Genomic DNA, 19045 nt, shown 5'->3' with positions numbered 1-19045 from the left:
CCTACGACGGGTTACCGCTCCCGCTGTCGTCGTCCGTCTCCGGCGGCTCGGACGTCTCCGGCGGCTCGGACGTCTCCGGCGGTTCCGTCGTCTCGAGCGGTTCAGGGGTCTCCGGTGGCTCTGGCGTGTCGTCCGTCCCGGACGTCTCCGTCGTCTGTTGTCCGTCCCCGACGCCAGTCCTGCTCTGCTCGCTGACCCGGATGGTCGCGACCCGTCTTGCGGCGACGCCGATCCCCTCGCCCGCCTCGATCCGTTCGGTCTCGGTCAGCTCGATGGTGACCTGACTCACCCGGCCGAGTTGGCCGCGGATCTCTCCGCTCGGCACCGCCTCGGTGTGGACGTTCACGTAGGTGTTCCCGTTGTCCATCTCGTCGACGAGATCCGCGAGCGACGCCCCCGCGAGCGGTCCGACGAGGTCGTCGGCCGTGACGGTTCCCTCCGCGAGCACGCCGTTCTCGGTGACGCCCTGTTCCAGTGCCTCGACCGGGGTTCCGTCTTCGTCTTCGCGGCCGAAGAGGAACGCCACGACCGGCCCGTTCTCGTCCGCTGCTCCGAGGTGGATGTGTGCCTGCGTGACGTCCTCGATGCGAGCGACGAGGAGGACGTAGTGGAGCGCCTCGCCGTCGTCGCTCACGCGGACCAACGTCGCTCCCGTCCCTTTGGTCTCGACCGGTGGCACTTCCGCGTCGCCGCCGAGCGTCCCCGCGCTGTAGAACCGCGGCGACCGCTGTGAACCGGCGCTGTCGTCGACCTGTAGTGTTCCTGCGGCGGAGCCGACCCCCGCGAGGACAGCCATTCCCGCGCCGAGCCTGAGTACGTCGCGCCTGCGTGTCATACCCTGAAACTGTCCACGTATCGACCGATAGGTACTCGTCAACTAACCTGCGACTGTCGGGATTTGTTCTCTGTTTATCGAACAGTACCAGCCACCTCGACGGCGTCACAAGCCGACGACCGGACGCCCTCGTCGGCGACGTCCTCGGGAAACAGTACCTCGCGACGGACTCTCTCCCGATCGGCAGCTCCCACCCGACTACGACGGTCCTCTTCGTCCACGGCGGACAGACGTGACGCTGCGGCGTCACGACGGCTCCGGGTGGCGGTTTCCGCCAGACCACTTCCGCTCCAAGGCGACAGTTCTTACACGATGAGGCCATAACTCCGCCTCAATGGCTCAGGCACAGAACCAAGAGCTGACCGAGCGGTTCATCCAGTTCTACCGCAACTACTATCGGGACGCCATCGGTCAACTCGCTCAGAACTACCCCAACGAGCAGCGGTCGCTCTACGTCGACTACGAGGACCTCTATCGGTTCGACACGGACCTCGCGGACGACTATCTCAACCAGCCCGACCAGCTGCGCGAGTACGCCGAGGAGGCCCTCCGACTCTACGACCTCCCGGCCGACGTCAAACTCGGGAAGGCACACGTCCGACTCCGCAACATCGACCGCAACGTCGACATCCGATCGATCCGCGTCCACGACGACCACATCGGGAAACTGATCTCGGTGTCGGGGATCGTCCGGAAGGCGACCGACGTCCGCCCGAAGATCACGGAAGCGGCCTTCGAGTGCCAACGCTGCGGGACGATGACCTACATCCCCCAGAGCGACGGCAACTTCCAGGAACCACACGAGTGTCAGGGGTGCGAGCGACAGGGACCGTTCCGGGTCAACTTCGACCAGTCGGAGTTCATCGACTCCCAGAAGATTCGCGTCCAAGAGAGCCCCGAGGGACTCCGCGGCGGCGAGACCCCCCAGTCCATCGACGTGAACATGGAAGACGACGTCACGGGCAAGGTGACTGCCGGCGACCACGTCACCGTCACGGGCGTCCTCCACATCGAACAGCAGCAGAGCGGCCAGGAGAAGTCCGCCATCTTCGATCTCTACATGGACGGTGTCGCCATCGACATCGAAGACGAGGAGTTCGAGGACATGGAGATCACCAAGGAGGACAAACAGCAGATCGTCGAACTCTCCGAGCGCGACACCATCTACGAGGACATGGTCGCCTCCGTCGCGCCGGCCATCTACGGCTACGACCAGGAGAAACTCGCGATGATCCTCCAGCTCTTTTCCGGCGTGACCAAACATCTCCCCGACGGATCGCGGATCCGTGGCGACCTCCACATGCTCCTGATCGGGGACCCCGGTACGGGGAAGTGTGTCGACGGCGACACGCTCGTCACCCTCGCTGACGGGTCGGAAGTACCGATCCGAAAACTCGTCGAGGAGAATCTCGACGACCCGAAACCCGTCGACGACGGCGTCTGGGACGACGTCGACTTCGCGGTTCCGTCGCTCACAGCTGACGGGTCGTTAGTCAAGCAACGCGCGACGAAGGTGTGGAAACGCGAAACGCCCGAATCGATGTATCGGATCGAAACAGCCAGCGGAACGGAAATCACGGTTACGCCGTCGCATCCACTGTTCGTCCAATCCGAAGGACGGTTCGACGCAGTTCGAGCGGACGAACTCAGCGACGGGCAGTTCGTCGCCGTCCCGCAGCGCGTTCCTACAGAGTCGTACGACGCGATCGACGTTCGATTCCGGCAGTCGAAGTCCTACAACGCCGTGAGGCTGGAGCTCCCCGACGAGTGGACGGCGTCGCTCGCTCGGCTGGTCGGATACATCATCGGGGAAGGGTACGTCGAACAACGTCCCGATAACACGGGATACGTCTCCGTCACGAACGACGACCGTGAGATCCTCGACGACGTGGCCGAGGCGCTCTCTGAACTCGGTCTGAACTACACGGAACGTGCATCGCACGAGGGGAAGTCCGCAAAAGAGATTTACTCTGGGTCCGGGGAGTTCGTCGACTTCCTTGCCAACCTCGAACCCGCGATACTAGATGCGTCGGCGGACCAACGCGTTCCGAGCGCGATATTCCGGGCTGGACCTCGCATCCGCGCCGAGTTCGTCCGCGCGTACGTCGACAGTGAAGTCCACGTCTCGACTACGGAACGTGAGCTGACGATTTCGTCGATGAGTCCCGAACTACTCCGTGGCGTCAGAAGCCTCCTCCTCTCGCTCGGAATCCGGTCTCAGTTCATGCCGAAAGAGCCCGACGAGTATCGTCTCCGTCTCTCTGGTGAGAACTTCGTCCGGTACGTCAAGCGTGTGGGTTTCATCACAGACAGAAAGACGACGGCGGCCAGAGAGTTCGAGAGCGTAGCGCGAAACACGAACGTCGAAGTCGTCCCCGACGTCGGGACAGAACTTCGACGACTTCGTGAAGCACTCGGTCTGACGCAGGTCGACTGCAACGTTCCGCGCACGACCTATCAGCACTACGAGCGGGGGGACCGTAACCCGAGCAGGAAGAACTTCCACAGAGTATTGTCAGCGTTCGAGGACCGGATCGAGGAGCTTCAACGCCTCAAATCGAGGATCGAAGAGGGGAGCTGGTCGGCGGTCGTCGATGCGCGTGAGGCGCTCGGCATCTCCCAGCACGATCTCGCAGAAGGAATGGACGTCACCCAAACAGCGGTCAGTTATTACGAGCGCGAAGAAGTCGTTCCGGACGGGGGGAAAGTCGACGACGCCTCGGACGTGATCCTCGATCGCCTCGGAGAGGGAATCGCGGCACGGAAAGACGTTGAGGCACTACGATCGCTCGCTACTGACGATATTGCATGGGATCGGATCGAATCCATCGAACTCGCCGAGCCGACCGAGGAGTGGGTTTACGATCTCGAGGTCGAAGGGACGCACAACTACCTGACGAACGGAGTCATCTCTCACAACTCTCAGATGATTTCGTACATTCAGAATATTGCACCAAGGTCTGTCTATACTTCGGGAAAGGGTTCGTCCTCGGCCGGTCTGACTGCGGCCGCCGTTCGCGACGACTTCGGCGACGGCCAGCAGTGGACGCTCGAAGCGGGGGCGCTCGTCCTCGCCGACAAGGGAATCGCCGCGGTCGACGAATTAGATAAGATGCGCTCGGAAGATCGGTCGGCCATGCACGAGGCGCTCGAACAGCAGAAGATCTCTATCTCGAAAGCCGGCATCAACGCGACGCTGAAGTCCCGCTGTTCGCTGCTCGGCGCGGCCAACCCCAAATACGGGCGATTCGACCAGTACGAACCGATCGGCGAGCAGATCGACCTCGAACCCGCGCTCATCTCGCGGTTCGACCTCATCTTCACCGTCACCGACCAGCCGGACCCCGAACACGACGGGAAACTCGCAGACCACATCCTCAAAACCAACTACGCGGGCGAGTTGAACACCCAGCGGACGCGCGTGCCGACGTCGAACTTCACCGAGGAGGAGGTCGACTCCGTCACCGAGGAGGTCGCCCCCGAGATCGACGCCGAACTCCTCCGGAAGTACATCGCCTTCTCGAAGCGCAACTGCTTCCCGACGATGACCGAGGACGCGAAGCAGGCGATCCGCGAGTTCTACGTCGACCTGCGGGCGAAGGGGGCCGACGAGGACGCCCCCGTCCCGGTCACCGCCCGGAAACTCGAGGCGCTCGTCCGACTGGCCGAGGCGAGCGCGCGGGTTCGCCTCTCCGACGAGGTGTCCGCCGAGGACGCCAACCGCGTCATCGAGATCGTCCGGTCGTGTCTCCAGGATATCGGCGTCGACCCCGAGACGGGGCAGTTCGACGCCGACGTCGTCGAGACCGGTACCTCGAAGAGCCAGCGCGACCGCATCAAGACGCTCAAACAGCTGATCAGCGAGATCGAAGAGGAGTTCGAGGAGGGCGCACCCATCGACGAGGTGCTCGACCGCGCCGACGAGATCGGGATGGGGCGCGACAAGGCCGACGGAGAGATCGAGAAACTCCGCCGGAAGGGCGAAGTGTACGAACCGAAGACCGACCACCTCCGGACCACGTAACTCCAGCGATGGACCGAATCTCCGCGCTCAGAAACGTCGAAGACGCGCTCAGAGCGTTCGAAGACGGCGAGACGGACCTCGCGACGACCGAACGACGCGTGGCGACGGTGCTGCGGACGTACGCCACCGAGTTCGACGACGACCCACGGACGACGTACCGGGCGACCGGCGACGACGCGGTCGACGGGACGGTCGTCGTCGCGAGCACCGAACCGGAGGCTCGCGAGCGCGTTCGCGCGTTCCGAGACGTCGACGACGTCTCGTTCGACCTCGAACGCCTCGGGTGACCGCTGCCGACCGCGATCCACTCGCCGAAATCCGTGGAAGGTAAACGCTTTTGTCGACAGACCGAGAAGTATCGACAACCAGCGGTGGGGTGATCCAGGGTGACAGCTAACAGACGACAGTTCACTGGTGTCGACGCCCTCGAGGAGGCGTCGAGCGTGCTCCTCCTCTCGCCGTCGCTCTCGGACGACGAGGAAGCGTGCTGTACCGACCTGCTCCGCCCGACCGACGATCCCCCGGGGAACCTCCTCTGGGTGGCGTACACCCGCTCTCCGGACAGTCGGCTCCGACGGTGGCGGACGCACAGTCACGGCCGACCGGCGAACCTCGGGATCGTGAGCGTCGGCGAGTCGCCTCGGTCTGCGACGGCCGCTCGCCCGCAGAAGAGTCGACCGTCCGGCCCGATCGAGACGGTCGCCAACCCGACCGACCTCACCGGGCTCGGCATCCGCATCAACGACTACCTCCGACGGTGGGACGACAACGACTACCCGACGACCGTCTGTCTCGACTCGCTGACGGCGATGCTCCAGTACGTCGACGTCGAGACCGTCTACCAGTTCCTCCACGTCCTCTCGGGGAGATTCTACGCCGCCGGTGCGCGGGCGCACTTCCACCTCGACCCGGGTGTCCACGACGAACAGACGGTCGAACGACTCGTCTCGCTGTGCGACGTAGCGGTCGACCTCTCGGACGAGGAGTGGACCGTCCGCTCTCGGTAGCTGACGATAGATTTAATTCAATTAACTCGATAGCAGATTGCGTGCTGTTGGTCGTCACGTACTCGCAGGCCGCCCGTGGCACGCTCCGCAACGTCTGTCGCACCCACGAGGAGACGGTCGTCCGGCGGTTCGGTCGCGCAGCACTGTTCGAGGAGACGGGGTTCGGCGCGTTCTTGGCGCTCCGACTCCGGGCGAAACACGGCGGCGACGTGCAGATCGAGCGAACCGAGCCGTTCAACGAGTTCGCGGCCGTCGACGACGAGGTCCGCGAGGCCGCCGTCGCGTACGAGAACCGCGACACGCCGAGCACGCCCTACGACAAGTTCGCTGCCGGTACCCACCACCCCGACCCGACGACGCTGCGCGACCGCGAGCTATGAGCGTCGTCGTCGAAACCACAGACGCGGTGTACGAGGGACCCGCAGTCGACCTGCGTGAGACGCCGCTGTCGGCCGAGACGGTCGTCGCTGCGGTTCGAACCGAGAACGTTCGCGACGGCGGCGTCCGTCGCTCTCCCGACGAGTGCGACGTGAGGGTGAACTGTCCGCCGGCGACGTCGCCGCACGACGTGCTCGGACACGTCGACGACGGCGAGCGGTCGCTCCGTGCGTCTCTCGCCGCGGCGGCGCGATCCCGGGGGCGGACGGCCCCACAGCGGCCACGGTACGACGCCGTCGTCGAGCGGTTGGCGGAGCTGGACGTCCCGCAGGTGGACGTCGAGACGGCCCGGAGACGGGTCGCCGACGCGGGGGCCGAGGAGGACCGACTCCGCGAGCGGATGGCGACGCTGCGCGGGCGACTGGCCGCACGCCGCGAGACGGGTGCCGAGACGGACGCCGTCGCGAGCGACCTCGCCGAGACCGCCGAACGACTCTCGGAGGTCGAGACCGAGCGGATCGCGGCCGAGCAGGCGCTCGACCGACGCGAACGTCGCGCCGCCGAGGCCCGGGAGACGAGAGAGCGCCGACTCGAACTGGAGGACTGCGCGGCCAACCTCGAACGCCGGATGCGGGCGTCGTTGGCCGAGGCGGTCTACCCGGCGTTCGTCGACGCGCTGGACGCGCTAGATGCGCTGGATGAACCGGGCACGACCGCCGCTGTGTCTCCCGGCGCGAAACCGAGCGACTTCGCCGGCGACGGCCTGACGGCACGGCTCGGTGCCGTCCGCCTCGCCGACCTCGACGCGCCCGTCGTGGTGTCGGCTTCGGTGTTCGAGTCCGCGACGGCGGCGGCGCGGCGACTCGACGCCGACGTGCTCCTGCTGTGATTTAAATCCGAATCCGCGGCCAGACGGCGTGTGCAACTCGACTACGAGACGACGTCGCTCGACGCGGTGACGCTGGTCGCCGCACGCCTCGCCAACGACGCCCCGGTCGCCCGCCGCGTGCGACTGCGGAACCGCCTCGACGGACCGGTGCTCCCGCCGCGAACGGCGGGCGTCCCCGAAGCGGGGTGGGACGAAACGGGGTACGAGACAGTCGTCCCCGCGGAGTCGACTGTCGCCGTCGGCTACGCCTGTCCGGCCCCGGAGTGTGACCCCCCACTCGCCGTCGTCGTCGACGAGCGAGCGACCGAGAACCGCGGAGAGCGAGCGGGGCGAACGGAACGAGCGAGCCGAGCCGGCCGAGCGGGGCAGTTCGACCCCCCGTCTCCCGAGTCGGTCGTCCGTCGACTGGGTCGGTCGGAACCGCCTCGCGACGCCGTCCCGACCGGTGGCGACGACTTCGGCACTGACCGTTCGAGAGAGATAACGTCGTCGTGTGGTCTCTTCCGTTCGGAAGCCGCCGAAGACGGCACAGACGAGTCGGCCGTCGCGTCGGCGTCGACTGGAGAACCGTCGGCCGAGGAGCCGTCGACCGAGGAGCCGCCGGCCCGGAGCGCGTCGACTCCCGGAGTCGGCCTCTCGGACTCGCTCGCCGATCGGCTCCGAGAGGCGGAGCGGCGAATCGACCGCGCGGAGCGGCTGACCGACCCCTCGGTGTCGACGGCGACGACGGTGCTCGCCGAGCTCGGTGGGTTGGACGCCGTCGACGGGTTACAGTCGGCGGTCGACGCCGACGCCGAACGGCTTCGGATCCTCGCGGACCGAGCGGAGACGCTCGCCGACCGCGCCGAGGCGACGGACGTCTCGCTGGCGGCGCTGCGGAGGCTGGCGTGATCGTCGCCGTCACCGGCGGGAAGGGTGGCGTCGGGAAGTCGACGGTCGCCTACAACCTCGGTGCGGCGCTCGACGCGGTCGTCGTCGACGCCGACCTCGGGATGGCCGACCTCCCCTCCCACCGCGGCCCGGACCTCCACGACGTGCTGGCTGGGCGTGCCGACCCCTCGGAGGCGGTTCGGCCAGTTCCGTCGGCCGCCGGCGGCTCGACCGTCAGGCTGCTGCCCTGCGGGCGGTCGCTCGCGGGTGCGCGGGCCGCCGACGTGACCGAACTGGCCGGCGCCCTTCGGAGCGTCGACCGAGCGTTCGGCGACGTCGTCGTCGACTGTCCGGCCGGGATGCGCGCCGACGCGGGTGTGCCGCTCGCCGTCGCCGACTGTGCAGTCCTCGTCGCCTCTCCCCGTCCGTTCGCGCTCGCCGACGCGGTGCGGACGCGAGCACTCGCCCGCGAACTCGACGCGCCGCTGGCCGGCGTGGTGGTCAACCGCGTCGTCGAGGACCCACCGACGGAGTCGATCGCGGAGACGCTGGGTGCGCCCGTGACGACGATTCCGGCGGACCCGCGGGTCGGCGAGTCGATCGCAGAGAACAGGCCGGTCGTCGACGCGGCGGCCGGGAGTCGGGCGGCAGCGGGAATCGGCGAACTCGCGGCGGCGGTTCAGTCCTGTAAGTCGGTGTAGGTATTTCGAAGCGTCACGGGCGTGACGCCCGCGACGTCGGCGGCCTCGTGCTGGGTGAGCTCCTCGTCGGCCTCGCGGGCGGCCGTGTAGAGACAGGCGGCGGCGACGCCGCTCGGGTTGCGTCCCGTCGAGATTCCCTCCTCTCGCGCCCGTTCGGCGAGTGCTCGTGCGCGGCGCTCGGCGGTCGACTCGACGTCGAGCTTGCTCGCGAACCGCGGGATGTACTCCACCGGGTCGATGGGGCCGACCGGCAGACCGAGTTCGCGGTTGAGCGCGTCGTAGGCCGCCTGCTGTTCGTCGGCGTCGGCGCGGGCGACCGCGGTCACCTCGTCGACGGTGCGGGAGACGCCGGCGACGCGGCAGGCGGCGTACACCGACGCGGCGGCGAACCCCTCGAGCGACCGTCCGCGGACGATGTCCTCGCTCTGCGCGGAGCGGACGAGCGAACAGGCGTGGTCGCGAACCTGCTCGGGCAGCGAGAGCCGGCTCACGAGCCGTCGGATCTCGGTGAAGGCGTAGACCTGGTTGCGCTCGCGCTTCGAGGAGATGCGGGCGCGGTTGTGCTGGCGGCGGAGTCGCGCCATCTGCCGCCGCTTCCGTCCCTTCAGTCGCGTCGACCGGCCGATCTCGGTCGACAGGCCGCGGTCGTGTCGCGAGCGGGTCAGCGGTGCGCCGGTGCGTTCGGGGTTGGTGTCGTCGTCCGCGAAGGAGCGCCACTCGGGGCCGTGGTCGATGCGGTCCTCGGCGACGACGAGTCCGCACTCGCCGCAGACCGTCTCGTCGCCGTGGGCGTTCAGTCGTCCATCACATTCCGGACAGTTCGGAGAGCGTGCGTGGCTCATCACATCTCGAACTTGGTCCCGATGGGACATTTAAAGACGGGAGAGATCGACGAGGATCGGCCGACTACGGCGGGTCGAGCGTACCGGTGACCGGTACGCTCTCCGCTGGTCGGAGTTCGGAACTGTCCACATCCAGTAATCTTTAGTTAGATGAGGTTTCAAACGCGTGTCATGGGATTGGAGGAGATCGCGGCAGGAATCGAGGTGACGACCGAGCAGTGCGACCGCGGGTTGGCGACCGTCGACGACACCGACGCCGAGCTAGTCACGCGCTTCGAGCCGCACGCCGAGGTGTTCCCGTGTACCCCCGAGGCGGCGGCGACGGTCGTCGAGACGCACACGACCGGTACGAGCGTCGGCGAGAGCGCCCGCGAGGCGGGCGTCGCGCCGATGACGGCCGCGAAGGTGTTGCACCGCTGCGGCGTCGCGGGCGTCACCCCGTTGTCGCCGATGGCCCGAGAGGTGCTCAGAGACTGGCTGGCCGGAGAACTCTCGCGTGCGGACGCGCTCGCGTTGACCGACGCGACACCCGCCGAGTTCGCGCTGGCGACGTACGTCGAGACGCACGACGCCGTCCCGGCGCTGGAGGAGGCCGTCGAGGGGTCGCTCGCGCCGGAGACGAACGCGACGGTGGCGAAGCGCGACGCGTTGGGCGAGACGATGAGCGATTCGGGGTCGCTCCGGTGACGTCGGTCGGCGCATCTGCTATAGTAACGAGTGCACGTCATCACACACCCGACTGGCCGCTGTCGTGCGGTCGGGTGTGCAGACAGTTGCACGAGCTACTATAGATTCGCCAGTCGCGACCCGACGTCGCTTCGCTGACGACGCTCAGCCTCGCCGCTCGGCGACGTACGACTCGACGGTCTCCAATAGCGTTCCGTCCTCGAACGTCAGCGACAGCGTCTCGTCGACGGCGACTTCGGCCGCCGCAGCGACGGCGGCGGCGAACTCGCCGTCCGCGTCGAGACACGCGGGTGCGTCGTCGGGCGCGACCACGTCGCTCTCGGGGACGACGGCGTCGGCGTCGACTATCTCTCCGCGCGTCGACAGCGTCGCGTCCGCGGCGACACCGACGTCGCGGAGACGGGCGCGCAGTCGCTGGAGCGCGTCGGCCCCGCGCTGCGTTCCCGGCGTGACGGGAACCACGCGGTCGACGGCGGTGACGGCGGCGACCGACTGGTTCGCCGCGACCGGCGGCGTGTCGACGAACACGTGGTCGAACGTCTCGGCGGCCTCGTCGATGCGGTCTTCCAGTCGCTGGGCGGCCTCGGGCGTCTTCGCGCGGGCCAACCGTTCGAACGGTGCGGCCGCCGGACAGCAGGCGACGCGGCCGTCGACGTCCGAGAGGTCGAGGTCGACGAGACCAGCGTCGAGCGAGTCCTCGCAGTCGGTGACGAGCGTCGTCAGGTCGGGGTCGAGTCGACCGTCGACGTACTGGGACAGTCCCTGTGTCGCGTAGGCGGCGTCGAGGACGGCGACGTCGCGACCGTCGCGTGCGAGCGTGGCCGCGAGTTCGACCGCCGTACGGGTCACACCCGTGCCGCCGGTCGCGCCGACGAGCGCAGTAGTCGTTCCGGACATGGGGTGAGATGCCCCGCTCTTGGGATTAAAATTCTTCGTCGAGCGACGGAATCTTACGACCCGGCGATGGCCGCCTCGATCTCGTCTAACTCCTCGTCGCTCAGGTCGGGGCGGTCGCCCGCGACGGCGTGGATGGGGTGGCCGCCGTCGCCGTCGAACCGCGGGACGATGTGGGCGTGGACGTGCGGCACCTCCTGTCCCGCAGCCTCGCCGTCGTTGATGCCGACGGTCGTCGCGTCGGCGTCGACGGCGTCCTCGACGCGCGAGACGAGGTCGTGGACGTCGCCGAACAGGTCGGCGGCGACGTCGTCCGGCAGGTCGTCGAGTCGCGCGTGGTGGTCCTTCGGGATGACGAGCGTGTGCCCCGGCGCGAGCGGGTTGGCGTCGAGGAAGGCGAGCGTCGTCTCCGTCTCGCGGACGATCCGACCGGGGATGTCGCCGTCGACGATGGCACAGAAGATGCAGTCTTCGGACATGGGTCGAGCGTCGGCCGCGACCGGTAAGAAGATTTCCCGCGTCCGCGAGGGCTCACGCGCTCGCGACGGTCGTCCGAACGCTCGCGACGGTCGTGATCGCCACCGAGCGCACCGTCACGGCAAGCGGGCGGCGACGGCGTCGCGGTACTCCTCGGCGGTGTAGCCGAGTCGCGAGAGCCACACCTCCTGATACGAGGGGTGGAGGATCGGCAGGAGCGTCACGCCGAGCGACGGGCAGTCGACCGGGTCGAGGACGGTGTCCAGAAAGCCCTCGACTTCCCTCCCCTCGAAGGCGAGCATCGTCTCGGTGGCGTGCTTGCCGGTGGCGACGACGACCGCCGGGTCGACCTGCGCGAGCTCGGTCTCGAGGTGACGACGGCAGCTGTCGAGTTCCTCGCGTGTCGGCTCCCGGTTCGACCCCTCGCCGTCGCTCGGGAAGCACTTCACCGCGTTCGTGTAGTACGTCCGGTCGTCGTAGCCCACCGCCTCGAACAGCGAGCGGACGCGACGGCCGGAGTGCCGCGACGTGTAGGCGAGTCCCGTGTGGTTGCCGCCCTTCCACGTCTCCGCGTCGGGGTCGCCCGCGCCGGGTGCCTCACCGACGACCACGACGTCCGCCGCTTCCGGCGGCAGCGGCTCGCCACCGTCGTCGACGGGGAGCGTCCCCCACGAGATGCACGTCCGAGACTCGACGAGCGCCGGACAGCGGGCACAGCCCGGTTCGAGCGCGTTGCGCGCCTCCGGTGGTGGATGCCGTGGCATGGAAAGGGCGGGGACTACTCCGTCAGCGGCAGCACGATGCCGAAGACGATCGGCGAGAAGAACGCGATGAGGAGGCCGAGTATCTCCATGTCGGTCAGGAGCACCGACTCCCAGCCCGGGAGCGGGCCGAAGAACGCGCTGCCGGCGAGGTGGCCGAGCGCGCCGAGTGCGAACAGCGCGACGCCGAACGCGAAACTGGTCTTCGTCAGTCGGGGGTAGTCGAGGTTGCCGTAGCGGCCTGCCATGCTCGGTAGTAGTTCGGCGGTGGCTGAAACCACTTTCGAGAGCGAAAGACTCACAACTCAGTACCGGGCTGTTCGGTGTATGTACGAACTGCTGGTCGAGACGGTGCCGGAATTCGCCGCCATCCTGTTTTTCGCCGTCGGGTCGAGTGCGCTCTCGACGCTCGGCGTCTACCTCGAAGAACTCGCACTGCAGACGCTCGCGACCGGCGAGACGTTCCTCGCGCTCTGGTTCGCCGCGTTCGGGCTGCTGGCCTTCTACTTCGGGCTGTATCTGTTCGGGTACTCCGAACTGCTCCCCCGTCTGAGCAGCTATCTGGGCTCCGAGACGGCGCAGTAGCCGACGGCCCCCTCTCTCAGTTCTCGACGACGCTACTCCGTGAGCGGCAGTACGATGCCGAAGACGAACGGGGCGGCGAAGGCGATGGCGACGCCGACCAGTTCGACGTCGACCAGCAGGGTCTCCCACCCCGTCAGTTCGCCGAACACCGCCTCGACGACGACCCTGCCGACGGCCGCGACGACGAAGAGCGCGACGCCGAAGGCGACGCTCCGCTTCGTCAGCCGGTGGTAGTCGACGTCGCCGTAGCGACCGGACATGTTCCGTCCTGTGGTCCTTCGTTCGAGGACAAAACGGTTGTGGGTGTGGGAACGTCGCCTACAGCTCCGCCGCGAGGGCGTCGGCGACGCTGACCGCCGAGACGTCGCGTTCGATGGTGTCGGTGCCGTAGATGGCTTCGACGCCCGCCGCCGCGAGCTTCGTTCGGGCGTTGGCCGCCAAGAGCGGGTGGACGCACGTGACGTACACGCCGCCGACGCCCCGGTCGTGGAGCACGCCGATCGACTCGCTCATCGTCGACCCGGTGGCGACGATGTCGTCGACGAGCACGACGTCTCTGTCCGCGACGGCGGCGTCGCTCGGACTGACCTCGACGTCGCCGGTGTCGTAGTCGCGTTCCTTCTCGAAGTAGTCGACGTCGCCCGCGCCGTAGGCGTCGCGGACGGTTTCGGCGAGGTCGATGGCTCCCGAGTCCGGCGAGAGGAACAGCGGGTCGGCGAGCCCCGCGGGGAGCGGGTCGGCGAGCGCGGGCGCGGCGTCGACAGTCTCACAGGGGACGTCGAAGAACGCCGCGATCGCCTCCTCGTGGGGGTTGACCAGCAGCACGCGGTCGGTTCCGCTGCTCACGGCCTTGGCGATAGCACGGGCGGAGACGGGTTGGCCGGGTTTGAACGCCGAGTCCTGCCGGGCGTACCCCATGTACGGGATAACTGTGACGACCTCGTCGACGCCGGCCTCGCGGGCGGCGTCCTGCAGTTGGAGCAGTTCGAGGTGGGCGTCGCTCGTGGTCGTCGAGGCGACGACGACGGCTCGCTCGGGGGTCTCCTCGGCGAGCGCGTCGGCCGTGAGGAGCCGTTCGCCGTCCGGGAACGTTCGGTAGTCGACGGTCGCGAGCGGTTCGCCCGTGACGTCTGCCAGCGTCGCCGCGAGCGCCTGTGAGGTGGAGCCGGGCAGTATCATATGCGAGGCCACTACGTTCGGCGTTAAACCGGTTTTCGTTGGGTTCGGGTGCGCGGACGACTACCGCACGGCCAGCCCGGCCACGCCGCGGACGCCCAGCTCCTGGCTCTGCCAGCCGTCGCCGGCGTCGACGAGGAGGGTCCCGGCCTCGGTGACGGCGAAGACGGCGTCGGTCGCGTACGCGACGCCGACGACCGGGTCGGAGGTCGGGAGGTCGACCACCTGCCACTCGCCGTCGGCAGAGTCCGACGAGCCGCCACTCGCGTCACTCGCGGAGACGCCGGCCTCGCGGGCGTAGAGCGTCGTCGCCGCGACAGCGTGGGCACGGGCCGCGCCGTCGCCGGTGACCGCCCGGAAGTTCCCCTCCAGGACGTCGATCCAGCCGTTGCCCAGACTGTACAGCGCTTCGCCGGTCGCCGCCAGCGGGACGCCGCGCCCGACCACGTCGCGGACGTCGTCGAGCCCCGTGTGGGTCACCCCGTCCTCGTCGATGCGGTAGACGCCGTCGGCGGCGGCGACGAGCGGGCCGTCGATCGCTCGGACGGTGTCGATGCGACCCAGCGTCTTCCAGGCCAGCGTCTCGGCGACGTCGGCGTCCGCCGCGTCGAGCTCGGTCAGGTCGACGTCGCCCTCGGCGGCGTCGGGGTCGTAGCGGGCGATCCAGCCGTCCTCGTTGGCGGCGACGAGTTGGCCGTCCCAGAAGCCGATGGCGACGGCCGGGCCGAACCCGGTCGGTTCGAACTCGGTGTCACCGACCGCGAGATCGATGTCCTCGTCGGTGGCGACGGCGACCTGCTCGCCCGCGGCCGCGACGTCGCGGGCGGTACAGCGGTGGTCGAGGCCGAACTCGCCGACCCGGTCGCCGGAGACGTCGACGGCGACGACTCCGAGTTCGGTGGCGACGAACACCTCCACCTTGCCCGCTCGGTCGCTGTAGACGCGTTTCTCCTCGATGCTGTCGTCCGTACTCATCTCAGCGTACGGTTCTCGCGGTCGGTGCGAAAGTGTTGCGGGAGGAGCGCACGTCGAGGCGGTCGCCGGAGCCTACAGGAACTCCCGAACCTCGGAGTACCACATGTCGTGGTGGTCCACCTCGTCGAGCGCCTCGGCGATGTCGACGGCGAGCACGTGCCAGCAGCGCTGGTCGGGGTCTTCGGGGTCCAGGTTGTACGAGCTGTCTTTGCAGGTACAGCCGCCGTCCTCGACGACGTACTCGTCGTCGTAACCGACGACGACGGTGAAGTCGCGGTACTGTTTCACGCGGTGCTCCGAGACGGCCTCGATGGCGCGCAGGCCGCGGTCGCCGTGGGTCGAGACGATGGTCTCGGCTACCGACGCGGTGAGTCGCCCCGCGTCTTCGAGCGCCGCTCGCCAGTCTGCGCCCTCCTCGTCGCTCACGTCTCGTGCTTTCGGGGGGCCGGACAAAACAGGTTCGATGCGCTGTACGGCGACGCTGACCGAACCGACCGACCACAGCGACTAATCGGGCGACTTTTCGCCGTCGCCGTCCGACGCCGTCACATGGATATCAGCGAGGGTGGCGTCGACGTGGAGGTCCAATCCTCCCGCGACGGAGCCAGCGAGGGCGCAGGCGACGGGGTGTTCTTCAACCCCACACAGGAACTGAACCGCGACGTGACCGTCGCGGCGCTCCGTGCCTACGAAGAGCGCGAACCGCGCGTCGAGACGTATCTGGACGCGATGGCCGCGAGCGGAGTCCGCGGCGTCCGCGCCGCCGCCGAGGGCTACGACGTCACCTGCGCGGACATCGACGCCGACGCCGTCTCCCTGGCCGAGTCGAACCTCGCGCGCAACGACCTCCCCGGCCGCGCGGTTCGGAAAGACGCCAACGTGCTCGTGCACGAGGAACTGTTCGACGTCATCGACATCGACCCGTTCGGCACGCCGATGCCGTTCGCCGACGCCGCCCTCGCCAACGCCCGCAACCTCGTCTGCGTCACCGCCACCGACACCGCGCCGCTCTGCGGGGCGCACCAGAAGAGCGGCATTCGCAAGTACTCGACCGTTCCACAGAACACCGACTACCACGCCGAGATGGGGCTCAGAGTGCTCGTCTCCGCGCTCGTCCGCACCGCCGCCCGCCACGACGTCGCCGCGGTCCCCATCCTCTCGCACGTCTCGCGTCACTACGCCCGGACGTACCTCGAACTCGACCACCGGGCGACCCGCGCCGACGCCGCCATCGAGCAGCTGGGCCACGTCTACCACTGCGAGGACTGTCTCTTCCGCGACCACGAGTTCGGCCTCCACTCTCGTCCCCTCGACAGCTGTCCGAACTGCGACGGCAGCCGGATGCTGACGGCCGGGCCGATCTGGCTCGGTCCGATCGCCGACTCGGCGTTCGCACGCGCCGTCCGCGAGCAGGTGACCGACGACATGGGCGAGGCGAAGAAGGCTCGAAGACTGCTCGACACCGTCGCCGACGAACTCGACACGCCGACCCACTACGACCAACACCGCCTGTGCAAGCAGTGGAACGTCCCCGCGAACGCGATGGACGAATTCCTCGCGGATCTCCGAGATGCGGGCTACGAGGCCAGCCACGCCCACTACACCGGGACGTCGTTCAAGACCGACGCGGACGTCGCCGAGATCCGCGAAGCGGCCGAACCCGAAACGGACAGCTAACCCGTCGAGAGTGCCGTCGGTTACTTATAACAACCGTCCGAACGCTCTGGCGTGTCATCAGTAGCCGTCTCAGGACCGGGAGACCTGGTTACCGTCGGACGGAGCGTGCTCCAGACGATCAAGGAGCGCGACGTGACGTTCATGGCGGCCAGCATCTCCTACTACGCCTTCGTATCGCTGATTCCACTGTTAGTGCTCGCCATCGTCGTCGCGCTCTTTCTCGGAGGAGATCCCCTGCGACAGGACATTCTCACCTTCGCCGAGACGAACCTCCCGGAGGCGAGCTTCGGACTCATCGAGGACACGCTCGAGGCGGAGAACGCCCAGAGCGGTCTCGGCGTCGTGAGTTTCGTGCTCACCCTCTGGGGGGCGCTGAAGATCTTCCGCGGCGTCGACGTCGCGTTCTCGCGCATCTACGGCTCCGAGGCCGGCGGCCTGCTCGACCAGGTACGCGACGGGCTCGTCGTCCTCGTCGCCATCGGGCTGGGCGTCGTCGGCATCGGCGCGGTCACGTCGGTGATGACGCTCGTGCAGCTCCCCTTCATCGGCCTCATCAGTCCGCTCGTACTGCTCGCGACGCTCTGTGCGGCGTTCTTCCCGTTCTACTACGTCCTGCCGGACGTCGACGCCAGCCCGCGGGAGGCGCTCCCCGGGACGCTGTTCGCCGCCGTCGGCTGGACCATCCTCGGTGCCGGGTTCGGTATCTACGCGAGTGCGTCGACCTCCGACGGCTCCGGCGGCGCGGCCGCCGTCGGCGCTATCCTCCTGCTTCTCACCTACTTCTACTTCTCCGGGATGTTACTCCTCACGGGCGCAGTCGTCAACGCCGTGATGAGTGGACGGGTGACGGACCGGCAGCTACAACAGCCCGCGGGCCGACAGTTCGCCCAGACGGACATGAGCGAGGACCGAACAGACGAGACGACGCGCCGAAGCGTCGAGCCGGCGGGGGCACCGGACATCAACGAACTCGAAGACCGCGTCGAGGAACTCCGTGCCGACCTGGACTCCTTCGAGCACGACGTCGACGAACGGACGGTGAAGAAGCCCGAACTCGAACGGGAGATGAAGCGGTACGTCCGCGCGAAGATGCGCCGCGGCCACGCCCGCGGCTGGGGGCCGTACCTCGTGCTCCTCTACGGGACGGTGCTGACGCTGGGCGCGTTCTTCACGTTCGAGAGCGGCCTGCTCGCCATCGCCGCGATGCTCATCATCTTCCTCTCGACGCTCGGGCTCTACGCGCTGTTCGTGATGGTCGGGCTGAGCTTCAACCTCCTCAGCGTCCCGGCGAAGGCCGCCGGGAAGGTCCGCGAGAAGCGACAGTAACCGGCCCGATGAGACGATGGTGATGCGTGGCTTCGGACTCTCCGAACTCGTCGCGACGGCCGCCGAAAGCGTGCTGTTCCTGTTCGCCGTCCTCACCCAACTCGGCGACGTCTGGTTCCTGCTCGTCTCGGTGACGCTGCTCTACTGGCTCGGCAGCGAGCGCCTCGCCGACGATCCTCGACGGACGGGCGCGTTCCTCGTCGCGCTCGCGCTCGGCGGGTTCGTGCTGACGATCGGTCTCAAGAGCAGTTTCGCGCTCTCGCGACCGCCGGGTGCGGCGTCTGCGACGCCCCCGACGTGGCTCCCGGCGGTCGCCGTCCCCGTCTTCCGCAACATCGCCACCGGGACGGGGTTCGGCTTCCCGAGCGGCCACGCCATCGCGACGGCCGTCGTCTACGGCGCTCTCGCGGCGCTGCTCGACGTCTGGACCCGTCGACGGCGAGCGCTCGTGGCGGCCGCGCTCGTCGCCCTCGTGAGTTTCGCGCGGATCGCGCTGGGCGTCCACTATCTCGTCGACGTCACCGTCGGCGCCGTCGTCGGCCTCACCTTCCTCGCGGTCGTGCTCCGCGTCGCCGACGGCCGGCCGCTCCGGGCGTTCGCCATCACCACTGTGGTCGCCGCGCTCTCGGCCGTCGCCGCCGCCGTCGGCGGCCACCCGATCGAACTCCGCGAGTCGCTCGCGGGGCTGAGTGCGTCGGTCGGCGGCCTCCTCGCGTGGCACCGCGTCGGCGTCACCGACGCGCCCGTCTCGCCGCCGCTGGCCGCCGTCGGCCTCGTGGTCGCCGGCGGGCTCTGGGTCGGCGCACGGCAGGCGACTGCCGTCTTCCCGTCGGCCGCGACGCTCGTCGTCTACGCGGGAGCGGCCGCGCTCATCGTCGCGTACCCGCGGCTCGTCGCGGCAGTTCGGCGATAAAGAGAGAGTCGGACCGGTGACCGGCCGA

The 19045-nt window shown here is 68.2% G+C and carries 22 protein-coding genes; 12 read left to right on the top strand and 10 right to left on the bottom strand.

Features of this window, described 5'->3' with window-relative positions; genetic code table 11:
• Position 1: 1 nt before the first annotated feature.
• Positions 2-835 (bottom strand): CHRD domain-containing protein, encoded by an 834-nt coding sequence (locus EOHIBHHM_RS05535; protein ID WP_497255403.1) that lies wholly within the window; start codon positions 833-835, stop codon positions 2-4.
• Positions 836-1169: 334 nt separating this feature from the next.
• Here EOHIBHHM_RS05535 and EOHIBHHM_RS05530 point away from each other — a divergent pair, with 334 nt between their 5' ends.
• From EOHIBHHM_RS05530 to EOHIBHHM_RS05500, 7 genes are all read left to right on the top strand, one after another.
• Positions 1170-4859 (top strand): LAGLIDADG family homing endonuclease, encoded by a 3690-nt coding sequence (locus tag EOHIBHHM_RS05530; protein ID WP_497255401.1) that lies wholly within the window; start codon positions 1170-1172, stop codon positions 4857-4859.
• Positions 4860-4867: 8 nt separating this feature from the next.
• Positions 4868-5146 (top strand): DUF7854 family protein, encoded by a 279-nt coding sequence (locus EOHIBHHM_RS05525; RefSeq protein WP_497255399.1) that lies wholly within the window; start codon positions 4868-4870, stop codon positions 5144-5146.
• A gap of 99 nt (positions 5147-5245) precedes the next feature.
• Positions 5246-5866: a DUF7504 family protein gene (locus EOHIBHHM_RS05520; protein ID WP_497255397.1), complete on the top strand. Its 621-nt coding sequence runs from the start codon at positions 5246-5248 to the stop codon at positions 5864-5866.
• Positions 5867-5907: 41 nt separating this feature from the next.
• Entirely contained in the window at positions 5908-6246 is a 339-nt protein-coding gene (locus tag EOHIBHHM_RS05515) for a DUF7855 family protein (protein WP_497255395.1), read from the top strand.
• Positions 6243-7133, top strand: a complete 891-nt coding sequence (locus EOHIBHHM_RS05510; RefSeq protein WP_497255392.1) for a DUF7856 family protein — start codon at positions 6243-6245, stop codon at positions 7131-7133. Before EOHIBHHM_RS05515 ends, EOHIBHHM_RS05510 begins: the two co-directional genes overlap by 4 nt.
• 30 nt (positions 7134-7163) lie before the next feature.
• Entirely contained in the window at positions 7164-8024 is an 861-nt protein-coding gene (locus tag EOHIBHHM_RS05505) for a DUF7857 domain-containing protein (protein ID WP_497255390.1), read from the top strand.
• The gene (locus EOHIBHHM_RS05500) at positions 8021-8704 is read left to right on the top strand and encodes a MinD/ParA family ATP-binding protein (RefSeq protein ID WP_497255388.1); all 684 of its coding nucleotides are present in this window, start codon (positions 8021-8023) and stop codon (positions 8702-8704) included. The genes EOHIBHHM_RS05505 and EOHIBHHM_RS05500 overlap by 4 nt, the downstream gene beginning before the upstream one ends.
• On the opposite strand, the gene EOHIBHHM_RS05495 is transcribed toward EOHIBHHM_RS05500, so the two are convergent.
• Positions 8683-9546: a transcription initiation factor IIB gene (locus EOHIBHHM_RS05495; RefSeq protein ID WP_497255386.1), complete on the bottom strand. Its 864-nt coding sequence runs from the start codon at positions 9544-9546 to the stop codon at positions 8683-8685. The genes EOHIBHHM_RS05500 and EOHIBHHM_RS05495 overlap by 22 nt on opposite strands.
• Before the next feature lie 171 nt (positions 9547-9717).
• On the opposite strand from EOHIBHHM_RS05495, the gene EOHIBHHM_RS05490 reads away from it, so the two are divergent.
• On the top strand, positions 9718-10233 hold the full coding sequence (locus tag EOHIBHHM_RS05490) for a DUF7858 family protein (protein ID WP_497255384.1): 516 nt from the start codon (positions 9718-9720) through the stop codon (positions 10231-10233).
• A 144-nt stretch (positions 10234-10377) separates the two neighbouring features.
• Here EOHIBHHM_RS05490 and EOHIBHHM_RS05485 read toward each other — a convergent pair whose 3' ends face one another.
• The 4 genes from EOHIBHHM_RS05485 to EOHIBHHM_RS05470 form a co-directional block, all read right to left on the bottom strand.
• Entirely contained in the window at positions 10378-11130 is a 753-nt protein-coding gene (locus EOHIBHHM_RS05485; protein ID WP_497255382.1) for an AAA family ATPase, read from the bottom strand.
• A gap of 53 nt (positions 11131-11183) precedes the next feature.
• Positions 11184-11606 (bottom strand): HIT family protein, encoded by a 423-nt coding sequence (locus EOHIBHHM_RS05480; protein WP_497255380.1) that lies wholly within the window; start codon positions 11604-11606, stop codon positions 11184-11186.
• Positions 11607-11720: 114 nt separating this feature from the next.
• Positions 11721-12368 (bottom strand): uracil-DNA glycosylase, encoded by a 648-nt coding sequence (locus EOHIBHHM_RS05475; protein ID WP_497255378.1) that lies wholly within the window; start codon positions 12366-12368, stop codon positions 11721-11723.
• Between the two features lie 14 nt (positions 12369-12382).
• A complete protein-coding gene (locus EOHIBHHM_RS05470; RefSeq protein ID WP_497255376.1) occupies positions 12383-12613 on the bottom strand; it encodes a DUF7860 family protein in 231 nt (76 codons plus the stop codon).
• A 79-nt stretch (positions 12614-12692) separates the two neighbouring features.
• Here EOHIBHHM_RS05470 and EOHIBHHM_RS05465 point away from each other — a divergent pair, with 79 nt between their 5' ends.
• Positions 12693-12950: a DUF8151 family protein gene (locus EOHIBHHM_RS05465; protein ID WP_497255374.1), complete on the top strand. Its 258-nt coding sequence runs from the start codon at positions 12693-12695 to the stop codon at positions 12948-12950.
• Between the two features lie 32 nt (positions 12951-12982).
• Here the strand turns inward: EOHIBHHM_RS05465 and EOHIBHHM_RS05460 are convergent, their stop codons facing one another.
• From EOHIBHHM_RS05460 to EOHIBHHM_RS05445, 4 genes are all read right to left on the bottom strand, one after another.
• Complete coding sequence (locus EOHIBHHM_RS05460) at positions 12983-13210, bottom strand: DUF7860 family protein (protein WP_497255371.1); 228 nt, start codon at positions 13208-13210, stop codon at positions 12983-12985.
• Between the two features lie 58 nt (positions 13211-13268).
• Complete coding sequence (gene prs, locus EOHIBHHM_RS05455) at positions 13269-14129, bottom strand: ribose-phosphate diphosphokinase (RefSeq protein ID WP_497255368.1); 861 nt, start codon at positions 14127-14129, stop codon at positions 13269-13271.
• Positions 14130-14189: 60 nt separating this feature from the next.
• Positions 14190-15101, bottom strand: coding sequence for an HVO_0234 family beta-propeller protein (locus EOHIBHHM_RS05450; RefSeq protein ID WP_497255365.1), 912 nt, complete (start codon positions 15099-15101; stop codon positions 14190-14192).
• Between the two features lie 72 nt (positions 15102-15173).
• Positions 15174-15527, bottom strand: a complete 354-nt coding sequence (locus EOHIBHHM_RS05445; protein ID WP_497255363.1) for a hypothetical protein — start codon at positions 15525-15527, stop codon at positions 15174-15176.
• A gap of 123 nt (positions 15528-15650) precedes the next feature.
• Here EOHIBHHM_RS05445 and EOHIBHHM_RS05440 point away from each other — a divergent pair, with 123 nt between their 5' ends.
• The 3 genes from EOHIBHHM_RS05440 to EOHIBHHM_RS05430 all read left to right on the top strand — a co-directional run bounded on the left by EOHIBHHM_RS05440 (position 15651) and on the right by EOHIBHHM_RS05430 (position 19017).
• Positions 15651-16778: a tRNA (guanine(26)-N(2))-dimethyltransferase gene (locus tag EOHIBHHM_RS05440; RefSeq protein ID WP_497255361.1), complete on the top strand. Its 1128-nt coding sequence runs from the start codon at positions 15651-15653 to the stop codon at positions 16776-16778.
• A gap of 84 nt (positions 16779-16862) precedes the next feature.
• Positions 16863-18104 carry a YihY/virulence factor BrkB family protein gene (locus tag EOHIBHHM_RS05435; protein ID WP_497256918.1) on the top strand — a complete coding sequence of 414 codons (1242 nt, stop codon included), beginning with the start codon at positions 16863-16865 and terminating at the stop codon, positions 18102-18104.
• A 22-nt stretch (positions 18105-18126) separates the two neighbouring features.
• Entirely contained in the window at positions 18127-19017 is an 891-nt protein-coding gene (locus EOHIBHHM_RS05430; protein ID WP_497255359.1) for a phosphatase PAP2 family protein, read from the top strand.
• The last annotated feature ends 28 nt before the right edge of the window (positions 19018-19045 follow it).

The organism is Halogranum roseipondis (assembly GCF_059695585.1).
This window is presented reverse-complemented; position numbering and strand designations above follow the sequence as displayed.